Raw genomic sequence first — 17134 nt, forward strand, 5'->3', positions numbered from 1 at the left:
GATCCGTCGTTATCTCGTCAGTTTGTCGAGGATGGCGGCCACCTCTGCGGCTTTGAAGATGAACCCCACATGTGAGGTGTCCAGGGTGTGGACGTCGTAGGGGTTGCCCGGCGTCAGGGCGTCGGCTTCGGCGATCAGCCGGTCCTGCATGGCCACCGGAAGCGTCCGGTCATCGGCGAGCCGGATGTAAGTGCGGGCGATGGTGCCCCAGGTGTCGGCCTGGACGCGGGCGTCGGCGGTCATCACCGGGATGGACTCATCCGGTTGCATGATGTTGAGGAAGGCCCGGAACTGCTCGTCGGTGATGTCGGCCATCGCCGCCGCCTTGAGAGCGGCCAGCAGGGCCGGGTCGGCGGTGCGGTAGTTGGCCCGGCCGGCACCGAGCTCGGCCGGATCTCCGACGTTGAAGGCGTACAGCGGCGCCATCAGGTTGTCGGCGAACTCGGGCTCCTGCATGTACTCCATCGGGCCGGGCAGTTGCACGCATGACCACGCGGAGATGTACACCAGCCGGCTCACCAGCTCGGGGATCGCGTTGCCCACCCCCGTGATGGTCGTTCCGCCGAGGCTGACGCCGACCAGGACCACCGGCCCGTGCTCGGCGATGCGTTCGACGACGTCGACGACGGTGTCGATGTTGTCCTGCAGGGTGACCCCGCCCAGCGTCGAGGGCTCGTTCGCCCACGCCTCCAGGTCCTGCGGGGCCTGGTAGGCGACCGGGTACTGCGCGTCCAGACCGTGGCCCGGCAGGTCGACGGCGTAGCTGCGGTGGCCGAGCAACGCCAGTTCGCGTTGGATCGGTGCCCACATGAACGAGCTGGTGCCGGAGCCATGGACCAGCACGAAGGTAGGAGCGCCGGGAGCGTCAGCGGGCCCGCGTTCAGGACGGGACGGGCTGCTGGGAACAGATGACATACAGATCGATCCGATCGGATTGGGCACGGCGGCCACACCCCGGCCTCGGGCATGAGGATGCAGCAGCCGCTGAAGGAAGTGGTGAGCGCGCACAGCAGTGGGCTCGGTGATGGCACAGGCGCATCGAGGGCGATGGCCGTCGAGCCGTGCGTCAGCCCATCAGGGCAGAACGCGGCCGAGCACATCAACCGATGGCCGTGCGAAGGCGACGGGTCGGATCGAGCGGAGCCCGCGCGGCAGCATCACGCACTGCCGGGGCTTGCTCAACCGTCGCGGGTCACCAGGTGACCGGCGGGGAGCAGACCCGTCTCAGGCGGTCCGAGAACGGACGAACATGTAGACCATGACTGCACTGTACCAGCACCAATAGGCCGAGTTGATCACTCCGGCCCCTGGCGGACCACCCGCATCACCACACCCCGCCAAGGACGGACCCCGCTCGAAAGCCGATCCAGCGGGTGATGCGGTCCAGGTGCAGGCGTCCGGCGGGGAGACGTTGACGTCTTGTACCCGCTCCCGCGACACCAGGCGCCGCCGGCGCCGACCACCGCGGCGCCGCACGTGATATGGGTGCTGAGGGGCCCGGATGCCGACCTGCCGCCGCGCGGAGCACCGCCCGCCGCACACAGCAACGACGACACCATAAACAGCACGGTCCCCATGATGAACACCCGGCGCCGCCCGAGCAGGTCCGCCAGCCGGCCGCCGAACAGCAGCAGACCACCGAAAGCCAGCATGTAGACGCTGAGCACCCACTGGCCGGCCCCGGCCGAAGTGCCGAGATCTCGTTCGGTCGACGGCAACGCCAAGATCACGATGTGGGAGTCGAGGACCACCTCGAAACCCGTCATGCACAGCAGAGTCAACGCCTTCCACTGGCGCAGCTTCCGCGTCAGCTCGGAAGTGACCCGGGCCGCAGAGCAATCGGTGAAAGCCGGCGGTGCCAGCGGGCGCGACATCGTCCAGCGTCCGCCCCAGTTCCGCCTCGGCCAGGCCCACTCGTCCCCTGATGGTCCTCGCCAGTCGGCGCCAGGCCACGGAGCCGGCTTTCCAGATGCCGCGGTCGGCGGCCGCGAAGTGGAGGTTCCACATCGTCGTGGACGGCTGATCATTCACTGCTGCGCTGCCTGCTTTGACATGGTCGCGCCCGGGCCCGATGCGGGTCCTGTGACCATCGTGGTGCGGGCCTGCCGCCCGGCTGCCCGAGAGGCGATGGCGATCAGGCCCATTCCGGCCGCCAGCAGAACAGCGACCCCCACGGCCACACCGTTCAGATCGCCCACTGCGAGCGGGAATTGTGCGCCCGCGCCTGAACCGAGGTTGAGCAGGAAACCGTAGACGGCCATCGCGGTGGCGCCGGCGGCCCCGGCGGATACGCCGATTGCCTGCACGATGGCGGGTCCCACGGTGGAGATGGCCAGGACGAAGACGAACAGCGCCGCCCCGAGCGCCATGCTGTTGTCCCCGGCCAGTGCGGCGGCGAGCAGTGCGATCGCCGCCAGGGCGAGTGAGGCGGCGGCCCGTCGTAGCGGGGGGATGCGCCCGAGCCGGGGAGCGGCGAGCACGGCGAGGAGCATCGCCGGCAGGGCGCTGGCGCGCAGGCTCAACATGGCGCCGGCGTCGCCCACCAGTTCGGGGGGCCCGTACAACTGCACACTGGTGTAAAGGGCTGTGAGGCTGCCGAGTGTCGGCACGGCGACCAGGAGCAGCGGCAGCAGCCGGGCCGACGCGAGGATCCTCAGCCCGTGGCCCGCCACCACGTCGCTCGCGGCGGCTGGCGCATGGCGGGCCGGGTCGGGCAGCAGCACACGCCAGACACTCAGGGCTGCGGCGGCGAGCAGTGGCGCCGAGGCTAGGAACACCGTCCGCCACCCGAACGCCGACGCGATCAACTGCCCCTCCATCTGGCTGATCACCGCGCTCGCGCCACCGGCGGCGCCGACGGTGGTGAGCGCCAGCGGAAGCCGCCGCGCCGGCACCCGTTCGGCCAGGTAGGCGTACGACATGGGGACGAAGGAGCCGGCCGTGACGCCTTGCAGCGCCCGTACCGCCAACCCCCAGGTGAGGTCGGTGGCGATCGGCACCAGCGCGGTCGCCACCGCCAGCGCGGCCACCGCGCCGGTCAGGATGGTGCGCCGGCCGTACCGGTTGGAAAGCGGGCCGCCGGCCAGGGAGCCGAAGGCGTAAGCGACGGCGAAGACCGTCGTGGCCCACGCCGCCGACTCCGGCGACACGCTCCAGGTGCGGCCGAGGCTCGGCATGAGCGGGATGGTGATGAACGACTGCCCGATGACGAGCATCGCGGCGATGGACAGCACGGCCACCGTGGCGGCGAAGGGCGCTTGACTGCGCTGTGCGGACATGCGGATCGTTCCGCCTTTCGCGTTGTGGGGGAATGCGCACGGATCACGCCGATGCGACTCGACCCGCCGCGATGCGAGCGGCCAGGGCGTCGGTGAGATCGGTCAGCAACGACAGCGTCGTGGGGTCGGTGACGTTGCCGCCTTCGTCGAGCCGTTCGTGGCAGCGGAAGACGGCCACCTCGGGCTTGGCCAGGACGTCGGCGCCGATGCTGGTGAGGATCTGCCGCAGCGCCAGTTGCCCCCGTGCGGAGCCGAACGGCCCCGGGGATGCACCGGCGATCGCCGTGGGCTTGCCCGGCAGGATGCCGCCGGCCGGCGGGGTGCTGATCCAGTCGATCGAGTTCTTCAACGCGGCCGGGATGGAGGCGTTGTGCTCGGGCGTGACGATGAGCAGGCCGTCTGCCGCGGCCACACGCCGCCGAAGCTCGGCGACCTCCCGCGGCGCATCCTCGTTGTCGAGGTCCTGGTCGAACATGGGTAGTCGGCCGAGGCGGTCGTAGATGTCGAAGTCGGTCGCACCCCCCGTGTGCTTGACCGCTGCGTGCAGCAGGGCCGTGTTGTACGACGCGGCCCGCAGGCTGCCGGAGAGGGCGAGAACGGTGCTGCGGCTGCTCGGCTTCATGGTCGGGCTCCACTTCTGTCGTCGGCGTGGTCGGGCATCCGCCATAGAACACTGCTAGTATCTGAGTGTCAAGTCACTGACCATTCAGATAATGACCGAGCAGAGGAGTCGTCATGTCCGACGCCGTCGACGCCATCAGAGATCTCTGGCACGCCGAGCGACCCGACCTCGACACCTGGCCATCGGGCGTCGTGGGCCGGGTGCAGCGCCTGAGCCGGGTCATGGAGCACGAGCTGCGGCAGTTCGACACCCGGCACGGGCTGGAGGCGGGCGAGTTCGACGTCCTCACCACCCTGCGGCGCTCGAGCCCGCCGTACCGGATGACGGCCGGCGCCTTCCTCAAGGCGTCCATGATCACCTCAGGAGCCGTCACCCGGCGCATCGACCGGATGGAGTCCCGCGGCCTGGTCGAGCGCGTACGGCCGAAGGGAGGCGACCGCCGCTCGGTGCAGATCCAGCTCACCGAGAAGGGGAAGAAGATCTGCGACGAACTCTTCCCGCAGCATCTGGAGAACGAGGTCCGGATGCTCTCGGCCCTCACCCGGAACGAGTGCGACGAGCTCGCGCGGCTGCTGCGCAAGCTCTTGGAGTCATACGGGGACACGTCGCTGACCTGACCCGCACGCTGCGCCGGTCCATCTTCGGCGACGACCGCACACTCGGGCGGCGAGGTAGCGCCCTGCGGCTGTACCGCACCCTGCGTCTGGGCGATGTCGTCCTGGGTTTCCAGGACGACACGCAGGCCGTCGCGGACGATGACCTCTGGATTTGTGACTGGAGCATGGGCAGGCATCAGGGTCGCGGCGCTGCGCCGTCAGGTCGTTCGGCCTGATCTGAACGACGGGGACCGCCGACGCCCGGCTCCCCTCTACCCAGGCGGACTTCGGTGGGCGTGCTGCGGTCGGTCCCACGAGAACCCGACGTAGGGCTACTTGCGGATCAGCGGTGAACTCGCCGGAGTCGGCGTGCCGGTGACCGCTCCTCACCGTACGCGATATCCTAGTACCCGAGATCGGGTACTCTAAGTAGAGTAAGGAGCGTGATGGTGAGATCGAGGTCCAACCCTTTGGCGCTGGCGGTGTTGTCTTCCCTGCGGGAGCGGCCGATGCATCCGTACCAGATTTCAGCGACGCTGAAGCAGCGCCAGAAGGAGACCAGCGTCCGGTTGAATTACGGTTCGCTGTACTCGGTTGTTAGGAGTCTGCTCAAACAGGGTTTCATCGAAGAGCAAGGAGTGTCCCAGGAGGGCAATCTTCCCCAGCGAACGGTCTACAGGATCACTCCTGAAGGCGAAAGTGAGCTGGTCGACTGGATGCGCGGCCTTGTTCGGGTGCCGGTCAAGGAGTATCCGGCGATCGAGGCCGGACTGGCGTTCTTGCGGCCGGTTCTCGCGCCGGACGAGGCGGCCGAATTGCTCCGCCAGCGGCTGGACCGATTGTCAGGATCGATCGAGACGGAAGAGTCCAGGCTCTCACAGATGGAAGAGACAGGCCTTCCCCGCATATTCGGGATCGAGACCGAGTTCGCCCTTGCACTGTTGCGCGCCGAACGGGACTTCCTGACGGAGTTGCTGGCATCCATAGACGACAAAAGCATAGGAGGCTACTCGCTCTGGGCTCGCATGCACGAACTACGACGGCAGGGCGTGAGCCATGCAGAGATAGCCGAGAACCCTGAAGCCTTCCTTGGGAAGACCGGAGCCATGTGGATGACGCTTGGTGAGACTTCCGCATGACACCTCGAAAGACGAGGTGAGCTGCGAGGGAACCCTCAGAAGGTCACTCTGGCGAGTGTCCAGATAAACGCATGGCCCGGGTGCGATAACACCCGGACCATGCCAAACCTCGAGTCGGCCCGCACATCAGACCGCTGCCGGACGGCACCTCAAGGCGCACCTCCAGTGTACCGTCCGGCAGGCCGTCGTGCGGCTGACTCCGATCGCGCATGCACCGTGCGACATCAAGGAGTTGTTTTGCCCCGAGAAACCGGAACGACGACCACGAGGTTTCCTTCCGCCCCTTCCAGACCGTGGCTGGCGATGTGGGCGATGACACTCGGATTCTTCATGATCCTGGTGGACTCGACCATCGTCTCGGTCGCCACCCCGGCGATCATGAATTCACTGGACGCGAACGTCAATTCCGTGGTCTGGGTGACCAGCGCATACCTGTTGGCCTACGCCGCCCCGTTGTTGATCACTGGCCGACTGGGCGACCGCCTCGGGCCGAAACAGGTGTATCTGGCCGGGCTCATCGTTTTCACCGCGTCCTCGTTGTGGTGCGGGCTGTCCACCGGCATCGAGATGTTGATCGTCGCACGGGTCTTCCAAGGGCTCGGCGCAGCACTGATGACACCGCAGACGATGGCGGTGATCATCCGCGTGTTCCCGCCAGAGAATCGCGGACGGGTGATGGCGCTATGGGGTGCGGTCGCCGGAATCGCATCTCTCGTCGGCCCGATCGCAGGCGGCCTGCTGATCGACGGGCCAGGCTGGGAGTGGATCTTCTTCGTCAACGTTCCCATCGGCGTGCTCGCACTCGTGCTGGCACTACGGTTCGTGCCGAAACCGAAGACGCACAGCCACCGATTCGACGCGCTCGGCGTGATCCTCAGCGGCGCAGGGATCTTCCTCATCGTCTTCGGCATCCAGCAAGGCGAGAGCCACCACTGGGCAAGCTGGATCTGGCTGCTGATCGCCGCCGGAATCGCGGTGATGATCGGATTCGTCATCTGGCAGCGCGTCACCAGCGCCGAACCGTTGCTTCCGCTCGAGCTCTTCCGTGACCGTAACTTCTCTCTCTCCAACATCGCGATCACGATGGTCGGATTCATGATCATCGCGCTCTCACTGCCATTCATGATCTATGCGCAGACCGTACGCGGCCTGTCGCCGACCGAAGCCGCCCTGCTCATGGTGCCGATGGCTCTGATCAGCATGGCCCTGGCACCGTGGGTCGGTCGTCTGATCGATCGTCATCACCCCCGCTACCTGGCCGGCTTCGGCCTGCTCGCGTGTTCGGTCTCACTGCTGTGGATGAGCCGCGTGATGCAACCGGACATCCCGATCTGGCAGCTGCTGCTTGCCACGGGCCTGCTCGGGATCGGCACGGCATTCACATTCGGGCCGCTGGGCGTCTCCGCGACCCGTAACCTGCCGATGTCGGTCGCCGGCGCGGGGTCCGGCGTGTACAACGCCACCCGGCAGATCGGATCGGTTCTCGGAAGCGCCGCGATCGCAGCGATGATGCAATCCCGGCTGAGCGCCAATCTGCCAGCCACCTCCGGCATCGCCGCTCCGACCGATGCAGGACTCGCCGACCTGCCGCCCCGACTGCTCGACGGCTTCAGTACCGCGATGGCGCAATCCTTGCTGCTGCCCGCGATCCTGATCGGGATCGGGTTCCCGGTCGTCATCTTCCTCAAACGACCCAAGCACCTGGCCCGTCCGTTGCCAGGCCGAAAGGCGTCCCACATGCAGCCCGGCAGCCCTCGATAGCCCGATGGGGGCGGGAGCCACAAGACAGCGCCCCAATGTCCTGCTTCGATCCCGTCGTGGCTCGGAGCAGGACAATACGCGCTACCACCACGGCTGTTCGCCAGTCCGCTGTTCACGATGACCAACACCGTCAACGTCGTCGTCGGCATGGACGTGTTCGGCGGGCTCAGCGTCCTGCCGCTCTACCAGCAGTTCGTCAAGGGCCTGTCCCCGACGGCGGCCGGGCTGATGCTGCTGCCGCAGGCCCTGGGCATCGTCGCGTCGGGCCGGCTCTGCGGCTCCTTCGCGACCCGCACGGGCCGCTACAAAGGCCTGTTGCTGCTCGGCTTGGCCATCATGACCGCGTGCGCCTTCGCCCGGTCGTCGATCCTCTTCTCGCTGGCCGAGGAACGCATCGTCGCCGCCCTTCACCGGGCGCAGCGCAGGCCGCGCCGCCCTCCAGACCGCGCTGCACGACCCCGCGGTGGCTGGGGACCCCGAAGCGCGGCGTCTGCTGGGCAGCCTGGACGGCATGGCCGACGCAATGGGCACCGTGTTCATGGTGGTCGGCTGCGTCATGTTGCGCGGTCTGGTCCTCGCCCCTCTTCCTGAAGGAGCAGACCTGTGACTGTGGTGGAGATCCGGTCAGACGTCATGTGCCCGTGGTGCCTCGCCGCGCGCGTCGGCTTTCCCGCCGAGGCAGTCCGCTCCGCCCTGGGCACCGGCGCCTACGCGCCGACGTCTGAGCTGACGAGGAGCGTGCGATCAAGTTCAGAGTCCGCCAGGTGCCGACCCTCGTCGTCGACGGCGCATCCGCCATCTCCGGAGCCCCTGACGTCACCGGACTACGCACCCTCCTGGCCGGCAAGGTGGCCGATGACCCGCCGCAGCCAAGGTGTCATCCGGCATCCGGCTCGTGTGCCCTTCGGTCCTAAGATCGGGCAGATGGGCGGGGAGCAGCTGGGTGAGCCGTTGCACGCGCAGGTGTCCTCGCTGCGGGCCACCCGTTGGTTCGCCGACCGGCCGGTGCCCGCGAGCGAGATCGTGCGGGTGCTGGAGGCGGCCCGCTGGACCGGATCAGCGCGCAACCGACAACCGTGGAGGTTCCTCGTCATCGGAGACCGCGGTCTGCTGCGGCGGTTGAGCCTGCTCGGCGGATACGCCGCTCATCTGGCCGCCGCTCCCATCGCCGTGGTGCTCGCCGTGGACCACGCGGTGGGAGGCGAGGACGCCGAGTTCGACGCGGGACGGGCCGCCCAGAGCCTCATGCTCGCCGCCCACGGCCTCGGCCTGGGAAGCTGCCCGGCCTCCTTCTTCCCCTCCTCCAATGCCGACCAAGCCGGACGACTGTGCAAGGTCCAGACCCCCTGGAAGGTCCGTACCGCCATCTCGCTCGGCTATCCGGCACCCGCTCCCCCCGGCAGGTCCGCCATCCCCACAGGCCGCTTGCCACTGGACCGCATCACCCGCTGGATCGGCTGCTGAGCGGAGCCCGGCCCGACCTCTGGCTGCAGGATGTTGAGGACGGCCCGGAACTGCTCGTCGGTGCCGTCCGCCATCATCGCCGTCTTGAGAGCGGTCAGTAGCCACAGCACCGAAGACGGCTTGACATCCATGGGGGCATCGATCCCTCGTGACGGCCCCCGCTTCCCGCTGTTGCGGGCCAACCCTTAGAAGGACGCCCGGGAAGATCGGGGATCGTTCGGGGTGCTCCCCAATGGCGTGGCGTGTCGCCGACCTCAAGACTCGAGACATGAGCTGCGCGAGCTCGCTGACACCTCGAGTTCGATGAGTGGCACCTACCACGCGGGAGAGATGAGTTGCAGTGCGCCTTGTAGGAAGACGCCGGAATCGCGGCGGCCTGGCCCCGGCGGCGGCCCTCCCAGTAGTGGTGCGGCTGGACAACGTGGTCCGCCGTTACGGGACAGGTCAGGCCGAGGTGGCTGCCCTGGACGGCGTATCGCTCGACTTCGGACCTGGGACGTTCACCGCGATCATGGGACCGTCGGGCTCCGGCAAGTCGACGTTGCTGCACTGTGCCGCCGGGTTGGACCGTGTGGACGAGGGCCAGGTGTGGTTGGCCGGCCGGGATCCGTCGCGTCTGCCGCGGCGGACCTTGACCGAGTTGCGGCGTGACCACACCGGGTTCGTCTTCCAAGCGTTCAACCTCATCCCGACGTTGACGGCGAAGCAGAATGTCGAGCTGCCGGTACGGCTGGCAGGCCGTGTACCCGACCCGGACCAGGTGGCACGCTCGCTGGACCGTGTGGGACTCGCCGACCGCGCCGACCACCTGCCGACACAGCTTTCAGGCGGTCAGCAGCAGCGGGTGGCGATCGCGCGTGCGCTGGTCGCCCGCCCTCGGGTGCTGTTCGCGGACGAGCCCACCGGGGCTCTGGACATCCGTTCGTCACGGGAGGTCCTCGGCCTGCTGCGCGACACCGCGGCGCAGAGCGGAACGGCCGTGATCATGGTGACGCACGACCCCGTGGCCGCGGCACACGCCCAGCGGGTGGCGTTCCTCGCCGACGGACGCCTCGTCGGCGAGCTGGCCGGTGCGAGCGCGGAGAAGATCGCCGCGCGCATGACGCTGCTGGAGTCCGGTCCATGGGCTGACGGTCAGGCCGGCCACGAGCCGACCCGTTCCGACGAGGAAGGAACCATCGGTGCGCGGGCTTGACCGGCTGACCTGGGAGCTGGGACTGGCCAGCGTGCGGCAGCGCTGGTCGAGCTTCGTGGGAGCGTTCGTGGCCCTTGCGGTGGGGACGCTGATCACGGCCGCCAGCATTCATGTCCTGGCGGCGACCACGAGTACACCCTCACCAGGGCCACAGCGTTTCGCGGCGGCTCAGAGCGTCGTCGTCCCGGTCGACGGCCTCGGGACGCCGTTGCCGGCACCGGCGGGCCTGCCCCGAGCGACCGTGGATCGGGCACAGCGCGTCGGCCCGGCCGTGGTGGATCGCAGCTTCGCGGTTCAGAGCCCGACCGGGGTCGGGATCGAGGCCGTGGGGCACGGATGGTCCTCGTCGCCCCTTGCCTCCTACAAGCTGCTTTCCGGGCATCGGCCGGTCAATGACCACCAGATCGTCGTGGCGGCCGACGACACCGACTCCACTCCCCTGGGCGAAAAGATCAGGGTGGTGACACCGCTGGGAACGGCGTGGTACACCGTCGTCGGCGCGGCTGGGCGTAAGTCATTCGAGGACGCGGTCTTCTTCACTGACGCGGAGGCCGCTCGCCTGTCCCCGGCCGTGAATGCGGTGGCAGTCCAGGCGCCGGCCTCCGCGGTTCGCGCCCGTGTGTCCAGCGAGAGTGCCGCAGTGCTCGCCGGCGACCTGCGGCGGTTGGCAGACCCGGCCGCCGTCGGCGGTATCGGCAGAGCCCGGTCCGTAGTGCAGATGACCACCGGGCTGTCGGTCCTGGTCGTGGTGTTCGTCCTGATCGCGACATTCGCCTTCGTCGTCGAGCAGCGGGCGCGCGAACTGGCGCTGCTGAGTCTGGTGGGCGCCTCGCCCGCGCGGATCCGAAGGATGGTCCGTGCGGAGACCGTGGTGGTCGGCGCCGCCGCGGCACTGCTGGGGTGCCTGCTCGGAATCCCCGCCAGCCTGCTGCTGCGGTCCTGGATGGTGGCCAACCGACTGGCTCCAGAGTGGTTCCACGTCGGTTTCCACCCCGGGGCCTTGGTGATCGCGTTCCTGGTCGGCATCGCAGCGGCGGTGCTCGGCTCCGCCGCCGCCTCATGGCGCGCGTCTCGCGCCCAGCCACTCGACGCCCTGCGGGAGACGATGGCCTCGCCCCGCGTGATGTCACCGGTGCGGTGGATACTCGGTGGCCTGATCCTGGCCGTCGCCGCCACAATCGCCCTCGTGTTCGCCGTGATCAGCCCCTCAAGCGCCGCGAATCCCGGAACCTACTTCGAGGTACCGATCCTTTGTGCGGCGGGCCTCGCGATTTTTTCGCCAGTGCTGGTCCGCCCTGTGGCACGGGTGGTGACCTGGCCGCTGATGCGCTTCGGCGCGCTCGCGCTGGTGCTGCGCCAGAGCACCCTCAACAGCGGACGCAGGGTAGCTGCCATCGTGACGCCAGTCGTCCTCGCCGTCGGCATGTTCGGCGGGATGATAGGCATGCAGAACGCCGGCCGTGACGCGGCCGCCCGCCAGCGCACTGCCGCGGTCCAGGCCGACTTCGTCGCCACTCCGAACTTCGGCAGTACCTTCAACCTCCCAGCCGTCTCCGCCCTGCGCCACACCGGCGGCATCCGGAGCGTCGAAGTGACCGACGAGGTCGTCACCCTGGCCACGAAGGGCGGCATAGTCCTCGACACGGTCGACGCGCGAGGCGTCGACCTCAGCGCCCTCGGCGACGTGGTGACGCCACATGTACGGCAAGGGTCGCTCGACGCGCTACCCGCCAATGCCATCGTGGTCGGCCACGACCTGGCCGCCTCGGCCGACCTGCGGATCGGCCAGCCCCTCGTGGCGTGGGCCGGCAACGGTGATCGCGTCACCGTAGACGTCGCCGCCGTTGTCGACTCAGTGCTCGGAGGTGGCGCGGCCTACGTGCCCAACGATCTCCCGGGAAGCATGACGCCCGGCACGGCGTTCCTGCGTACCCTCCCCGGCAAGAGCGCGACACCCCAATTGAAGGAACTGCGCGATGCCGGCGTGCGAATCGAGCCTGTCTCGACGTACGTGGCCCAAGCGAGCCAGGCCGAGAAGCAGGACTCACATCTCGCGAACGTCGTCATCCTGGGCATCGTGGTGGCTTACGCCCTCCTGGCCCTCGTCAACACCCTCGTGACGAGCGTCTCTGCGCGACGGCGAGAGATAGGTGTCCTCAGCCTCACCGGCGCCACCCACCGGCAGATCGTCTGCATCGTCGTCAGCGAGGCAGTGCTGGCTGTGGCCGTCGGCACCCTGGTCTCGGTCCTCTCCGCGGGAGCGGTGCTCGGACTGCAGCACCTCACACTGAGCCGCATCATCGACCATCCACCTCTGGCATTGCCCTGGACCAGTCTCTGCCAGATCGTCACACTATGCACCGCGACAGCCGCACTCGCTGCCACCGTCGCCGCCTGGCGCACCCTCGCACGCTTCGAGACCACACCCATAAGCGAGTAACGCGCCGGTGACCAGCAAGGCGGACCGTACGGTGGGCCTTCCCGCTTGGCCAGGACCTACAAGCAGGTCGCCGAGGACCTGGGGATCAACCGGGCGACGCTGCTCGGCGGAAACTTGGCGAGGACCTGGCCGTGCAGCGGAAGGTACACCTCGGTGATCGGCCCCACGCCGGGCGCCTTCATGATTTGGCCGTTAACGATGCGGACCACAGATACCTCGTCCATCCGCTCATTATTCTGTTTTCACGCGACACCGACCAACCGGTCGGGCGCAAGTGGCCGGGTTCTCAGGCGGCCGGGCCGGGCTGATCGGGTGGAAGGTCGGCGAACGCGATTCGCGCGGTGGTCTGCCACAGCATTGACAGCAGGTGGCGCTACGGGGTGTCCGTGCGTGGGTAGGGCAGCACGAGATGGCCGATGGCCAGGCCGCGGATCAATGAGCCGGTGAGCTTCTCGGTGAGGGCCGCCGGCGCCAGCAGATCGGAGGTCTCGCAGATGGCGATGCGCTCGTAGCCGGAGTCCTTGTAGGGCAGGACCATGCCCTGATCCCCTTGCCGGACGACTTCGTAGGCCCAGGCGCCGTTCAACCCGGTCACACGCAGGCCGACCAGCCAATCGCCCTCGTAGCCGCTGTGCGTGCGGGCCAGGGTTCCGGCGAGCGCGAGCGCTCCGTAGGCCAGGCCAAGGACCAGCCAGGGACTCACCGCGCGATACTGCGGCTGCTCGTCATAGAGGTCGGCGGATGCACTTCGCCATCCCGAGGCCACCTGGATGCACCCGACCCCGCACACAAGGGTGACCGATCCGTCCTCGTGGACGGAGGTCTCCAGGAAGCGGCTCTCGTGGATCGCGCCGGTCTCTCGGTCGACGCCGCTGACCAGGGCGTAGCCGGTGCTGCGCCGTTCCCACGCGCCACGATCCAGATCCGGCGCGAACTCCGCATGGCCGCGGTCACGCACAATGCGGCGGATGATCGGGGCGAGTTCGTACTCGGGACGTTGGGTGAGCAAGTCGACCAGCGCGTCCTCGGCCCCGGCGGCGGGATGGACGACCAGGTACAGGTGGCCGTTCTGGGGGTCGGCGATGGGGTCCTGGACGGCGAACTGCTCCAGCTTCTGCCGGGCGTGGGACTTGAGGATCTGCTCAGGCGTACCCCCGTTCAGGTGCAGCGCCGCCTCGGCACGCCGGACCTGCGCTTTGGCCTCTGCCAACTGCTCCTGCAGGTCTGCGACGGAGGGTTTAGCGGACTCGCGGTTCTTCACCGCCCGGTCGCGAGCTCGCAACCACGGCCCCGTGGGCTGCTGGCAGGCGGCAACGAACGCCTCCAACGTCCTTGCCTGGGGAACACCCGGCCCATTGATCATCTTCTGAACTGTGGCCGTGCTCAGACCCGAGGCCTTGGCCAGGCGGTGCATGCTCCAGCCGCCCTCGCCGAACAGCGCGCTCAGCTGCTCGGCCAGGTCTTGGCCAGACTGGATCCGGTCCGGGTCGATCACGGTCAACGAGGCCCCCGCCGTTCAGTCTTGTTCAGTTCGACACGGACGGTACTCCCTCACACCAGGGCGAATGCACGAGAACTCAGAATGCGTCGAAGGTGAACACCTAGGCCTCGCATTCTGCTCGTCGATGACCCGCATCGACGAAAGGACCACCGTGAGCAGGATCCCGCGCCCCACCGAACCGAACATGGCCGTCGCCGCCGTGCAGATGATCGGCACCCTGGTGTCCACAGCGATGACCAGCTGGCCGACCCTGCTGCGCTTCCTGGTCGCCTGCGTCGCGATCTCTCTGCCTACCGCGAGCACCTTCGCCCTCTACCTGCTCATCCGATAACGCGGCGTCGAGGGCGGGCCGGCCCCGCCCGCCCCACCCGCAGCGACCTTGCCCCGGTGGACACGCGGACGGACACGAGACGACCGTGTCCTCCTCGCTGTCGATCCCCGAGGCCGTGTTCACCCGGGTTCGCAGAGCACCCTCGCTGTGGTCTTCGCGGCGGTGGGATCGTTCAAGCTGCTGCGCCCGAAAGCCGAAGTGGTCATCACGCTGGGTGACTGACCGGATCCCTCCTGCTGCTGGCGTTCAAGGTGTTCGGGCTCGCTTGGCAGGGGCTACCGGCCGGTGCACTGGCGGCTCCGGCCGGGGCGGGGACGCGGGCCTGACCACCTGCTCTTGCCCAAAGACGCTAGCCAGAAGGTCTTCTTCTGCCTGTTGGAGAGGTGGCCGGACACACTGATCGAGAACGTTGGGCTGTGCCTTCGGCATGCCGCTTCGCTCAGTGACCCGGCCCGCCACCACCGCAGGTACGCCGATTTCGGTTGGGACGTCCTGCTCGCGTAGCAGCGAATGGACCAGGCGATGCGGATCAGTCGCCGCACGCGGCAGGGGGTCTCCGTTCGAGGAGCGGATCGGACCGTTTCACGCTCGAGCAGACCAAAGAGCCCTTGACCCCGCTGCAGCGCGAGGTCGTCGAACGGCTGGCTGGCGAACGACCAGCCGCGGCGCGATACCGCAGACGAGCTCGGCGTCAGCGAGGGCACCCTGTCCAAGCCGACGACCAGGCTCTCGCCAAGCTCCGCAAGGTACTGGCCGAGTTCATGATGCGGCAGTCGCCAGCATCATGTAGCTCATACAGGCAGACCGGATTTTCGGATCATGGTGGCGTCGATGTCCGATGCCCTTGAGGCGGTAGAGCGCCTCCAGCCCCAGCTTCCCTGCCCTACACCGGGCGCGGTGGCGGGTGGGTGCCGACGGAGATGTCGGCGGTGCTGAAACTCAGCAGTTCGGGACGAGCACGGAGTGGTAGCGCGGGAAGTCCGGCACCCCTGCTCCGGTAGCGACCCGGCCCAGTTCGCACGGTGAGGGCCGATGTCCGCACACCGCGCGCTGGCCGGCCTCGCCTACCTGCTCTCGCTGACGGTCGTGGGCTGGGGGACTGACCGGGCCACCGTGTCCTGGGGACAGTTCTGCTCCTCACCGGACCCTGTTCGCCGGGCGGACAGGTGTTGACGGGCGACGCCGATCAGAGGAATCGGTCGCCTACCGGACCCTGGTGCACGTGCTGCACGGCGGCCGCAGGTGCGCCCACAAAAAGTGGTTATAGCTGTTCTGTCTTGCCGACTCGTCTGCTTTATGGCGGATTATTTGGCCGGGCGTCGGCGGTGCTTCTGCAGCGACTTCCGGACCCTGCGACCGGACCTTCGTGCGTGCACCCCAGCGTGTCTGGCCTTCCGTGCCCCCCAGCCGGGCTAGTGTTCCCTGTCATGGAGGATTCGAGGCGGGCAGCAGAACTGCTGCCGCTCTACATCCGACGGGATGAAGATCTGAAGGAACAGGAGTCCGCCCTGCTCGCTCGGCTTGACTTTGTCCGCCAGTGCTCTGAGATCAATAGCCGCATAGTGCAGGCGATGCAGGAAATGGTCGATCTGGGGCAAGCACCTGCGGGAGACGAAGAGACTTTCGCAGAGACGAAGTTTTCCTTCACCGAGAATAGGGAAGAACGCCACGCTCCCGGGGCGGGCGCGGACACAGGCGAGTTCAATCACCAGGCCGCCGATGCCCCTTCCTCCTCTGTCCTAAATGTGCTCGCCGATCATCCGGCACTGTCCACGACTCGGTCGCCGCGCAAGCACCAGATCATGCAGCTTCTCGGTCTCAACCCCGACCGCTGGTGGCGGGCGGGGGAACTGGCGGCCGCGCTCCACCATGACAAGGTTCGCAGCGTGCGCAACACGCTGCTGGAGATGGTGCGGGCCGGTCTCATTGAGCGCGACGGCAACGGCCGGTACCGCTATCGCCGCCCCGGCACCCAGCCCACCGGCCAGCCCACCGGCCAGCCCACCGGCCAGAACCGCTCACAGTCGGGTCCTTCGCGCGCGGGATTCTCGCCCGATGGGCCCGAGCCGACCGAAGCCCGGGTCCCGGCCGGGCCGGGCGCGCCACGGCTGACCGCGGTGCGCACTGTGGTTCAGGACCGCCCCGGCGGTCAGGAGGGCCAGGGCGCGGGGGCCGGCGGGCGCTCGGCGGCCAGTTCCCGGTTCGGGCATCTGACCGCTCGAAACGCCGAGGTGCTGGCGGTGCTGGAGGCCGTACCGGACAGGTGGCTCACCACGCGTGAGCTGGCCGAGGCGCTGCAGCAGACCGCGGAGGAGGAGATGCACCGGCTGCGCAGCAGGCTCGGGGTGCTGGTCGGCAAGGGCCTGATCGACAAGCAGCTGGTGAGCAATCCCCGCTGCTGCCGCTACCGCCTGGCGATAGGCGAGATGAAGGAGGCCGCCGGCTGACATCCAGCCGCTGCCGTACCCGCCGTCACCGGCGCGGCCCGGCGCGGCGGTTTTGAGGCGCGATGTGGTTGCCGCCGCCGAGGTGGACGCCCCGGCGGCGGCGTGGCGACCGCATGTGCCCCTGTGCGCAGGAATTATGCCGTGCCGCCATCGTGCACGATACCGTCCGCATACGCGCGTGGACGGTAGGTCGTCATGCATGTCGTCACGGCTCCACTCGAGCGGTTCGGTGCTTTGCCCGAGCCGGTGGGGATTGACCGATGATGACCAGCAACACCCGCGCCGATGCTCTGCTCCCCATAGGGAGCTGCCGTAGAGGTGATGAACCGGCGCGGTCGGCGTCGTGCGGCCCGGCTGCCC

At 68.2% G+C, this 17134-nt stretch carries 15 protein-coding genes; 9 read left to right on the forward strand and 6 right to left on the reverse strand.

Annotation, left to right across the window (positions count from 1 at the left end):
* Positions 1-9: 9 nt before the first annotated feature.
* The 4 genes from ACA514_RS30725 to ACA514_RS30740 all read right to left on the reverse strand — a co-directional run bounded on the left by ACA514_RS30725 (position 10) and on the right by ACA514_RS30740 (position 3900).
* Entirely contained in the window at positions 10-915 is a 906-nt protein-coding gene (locus ACA514_RS30725) for an alpha/beta hydrolase (protein ID WP_375044757.1), read from the reverse strand.
* A 380-nt stretch (positions 916-1295) separates the two neighbouring features.
* Entirely contained in the window at positions 1296-1874 is a 579-nt protein-coding gene (locus ACA514_RS30730) for an MFS transporter (RefSeq protein ID WP_375044758.1), read from the reverse strand.
* A 153-nt stretch (positions 1875-2027) separates the two neighbouring features.
* Positions 2028-3278 carry an MFS transporter gene (locus tag ACA514_RS30735; protein ID WP_375044759.1) on the reverse strand — a complete coding sequence of 417 codons (1251 nt, stop codon included), beginning with the start codon at positions 3276-3278 and terminating at the stop codon, positions 2028-2030.
* A 43-nt stretch (positions 3279-3321) separates the two neighbouring features.
* Positions 3322-3900, reverse strand: a complete 579-nt coding sequence (locus ACA514_RS30740) for an NADPH-dependent FMN reductase (protein ID WP_375044760.1) — start codon at positions 3898-3900, stop codon at positions 3322-3324.
* 113 nt (positions 3901-4013) lie between these two features.
* Between ACA514_RS30740 and ACA514_RS30745 the strand changes: the two genes are divergently transcribed.
* The 7 genes from ACA514_RS30745 (at position 4014) to ACA514_RS30775 (ending at position 12495) form a co-directional block, all read left to right on the forward strand.
* Entirely contained in the window at positions 4014-4517 is a 504-nt protein-coding gene (locus tag ACA514_RS30745) for a MarR family winged helix-turn-helix transcriptional regulator (RefSeq protein ID WP_375044761.1), read from the forward strand.
* Positions 4518-4942: 425 nt separating this feature from the next.
* A complete protein-coding gene (locus ACA514_RS30750; protein WP_375044876.1) occupies positions 4943-5635 on the forward strand; it encodes a PadR family transcriptional regulator in 693 nt (230 codons plus the stop codon).
* Positions 5636-5947: 312 nt separating this feature from the next.
* Positions 5948-7396, forward strand: coding sequence for a DHA2 family efflux MFS transporter permease subunit (locus ACA514_RS30755; protein ID WP_375044762.1), 1449 nt, complete (start codon positions 5948-5950; stop codon positions 7394-7396).
* Between the two features lie 117 nt (positions 7397-7513).
* The gene (locus tag ACA514_RS30760; protein WP_375044763.1) at positions 7514-7987 is read left to right on the forward strand and encodes a hypothetical protein; all 474 of its coding nucleotides are present in this window, start codon (positions 7514-7516) and stop codon (positions 7985-7987) included.
* 333 nt (positions 7988-8320) lie between these two features.
* Entirely contained in the window at positions 8321-8860 is a 540-nt protein-coding gene (locus tag ACA514_RS30765; RefSeq protein WP_375044764.1) for a nitroreductase family protein, read from the forward strand.
* Between the two features lie 403 nt (positions 8861-9263).
* Complete coding sequence (locus ACA514_RS30770) at positions 9264-10055, forward strand: ABC transporter ATP-binding protein (RefSeq protein WP_375044765.1); 792 nt, start codon at positions 9264-9266, stop codon at positions 10053-10055.
* Complete coding sequence (locus ACA514_RS30775) at positions 10042-12495, forward strand: FtsX-like permease family protein (RefSeq protein ID WP_375044766.1); 2454 nt, start codon at positions 10042-10044, stop codon at positions 12493-12495. The genes ACA514_RS30770 and ACA514_RS30775 overlap by 14 nt, the downstream gene beginning before the upstream one ends.
* A 56-nt stretch (positions 12496-12551) precedes the next feature.
* Here the strand turns inward: ACA514_RS30775 and ACA514_RS30780 are convergent, their stop codons facing one another.
* Complete coding sequence (locus ACA514_RS30780; protein WP_375044767.1) at positions 12552-12719, reverse strand: hypothetical protein; 168 nt, start codon at positions 12717-12719, stop codon at positions 12552-12554.
* 149 nt (positions 12720-12868) lie between these two features.
* Positions 12869-13990, reverse strand: coding sequence for a helix-turn-helix domain-containing protein (locus ACA514_RS30785; protein ID WP_375044877.1), 1122 nt, complete (start codon positions 13988-13990; stop codon positions 12869-12871).
* 157 nt (positions 13991-14147) lie between these two features.
* On the opposite strand from ACA514_RS30785, the gene ACA514_RS30790 reads away from it, so the two are divergent.
* Both ACA514_RS30790 and ACA514_RS30795 read left to right on the forward strand, forming a co-directional pair.
* Complete coding sequence (locus ACA514_RS30790) at positions 14148-14327, forward strand: hypothetical protein (RefSeq protein ID WP_375044768.1); 180 nt, start codon at positions 14148-14150, stop codon at positions 14325-14327.
* Between the two features lie 1427 nt (positions 14328-15754).
* Positions 15755-16774, forward strand: coding sequence for a hypothetical protein (locus ACA514_RS30795; RefSeq protein ID WP_375044769.1), 1020 nt, complete (start codon positions 15755-15757; stop codon positions 16772-16774).
* Positions 16775-17134: the final 360 nt, after the last annotated feature.

The sequence above is a fragment of the Actinomadura sp. NTSP31 genome, from assembly GCF_041951385.1.
In the GTDB taxonomy this organism is placed as follows: Bacteria; Actinomycetota; Actinomycetes; order Streptosporangiales; family Streptosporangiaceae; genus Spirillospora; species Spirillospora napierensis.

Bases quoted from the DNA above. Each gene is read 5' to 3' on its own strand.
- ACA514_RS30780 (WP_375044767.1), bottom strand. From the start codon at position 12,719: ATGGACGAGGTATCTGTGGTCCGCATCGTTAACGGCCAAATCATGAAG.
- ACA514_RS30795 (WP_375044769.1), top strand. From the start codon at position 15,755: ATGGAGGATTCGAGGCGGGCAGCAGAACTGCTGCCGCTCTACATCCGA.
- ACA514_RS30725 (WP_375044757.1), bottom strand. From the start codon at position 915: ATGTCATCTGTTCCCAGCAGCCCGTCCCGTCCTGAACGCGGGCCCGCT.
- ACA514_RS30765 (WP_375044764.1), top strand. From the start codon at position 8,321: ATGGGCGGGGAGCAGCTGGGTGAGCCGTTGCACGCGCAGGTGTCCTCG.
- ACA514_RS30730 (WP_375044758.1), bottom strand. From the start codon at position 1,874: ATGTCGCGCCCGCTGGCACCGCCGGCTTTCACCGATTGCTCTGCGGCC.
- ACA514_RS30735 (WP_375044759.1), bottom strand. From the start codon at position 3,278: ATGTCCGCACAGCGCAGTCAAGCGCCCTTCGCCGCCACGGTGGCCGTG.
- ACA514_RS30750 (WP_375044876.1), top strand. From the start codon at position 4,943: ATGGTGAGATCGAGGTCCAACCCTTTGGCGCTGGCGGTGTTGTCTTCC.
- ACA514_RS30760 (WP_375044763.1), top strand. From the start codon at position 7,514: ATGACCAACACCGTCAACGTCGTCGTCGGCATGGACGTGTTCGGCGGG.
- ACA514_RS30755 (WP_375044762.1), top strand. From the start codon at position 5,948: ATGACACTCGGATTCTTCATGATCCTGGTGGACTCGACCATCGTCTCG.
- ACA514_RS30745 (WP_375044761.1), top strand. From the start codon at position 4,014: ATGTCCGACGCCGTCGACGCCATCAGAGATCTCTGGCACGCCGAGCGA.
- ACA514_RS30740 (WP_375044760.1), bottom strand. From the start codon at position 3,900: ATGAAGCCGAGCAGCCGCAGCACCGTTCTCGCCCTCTCCGGCAGCCTG.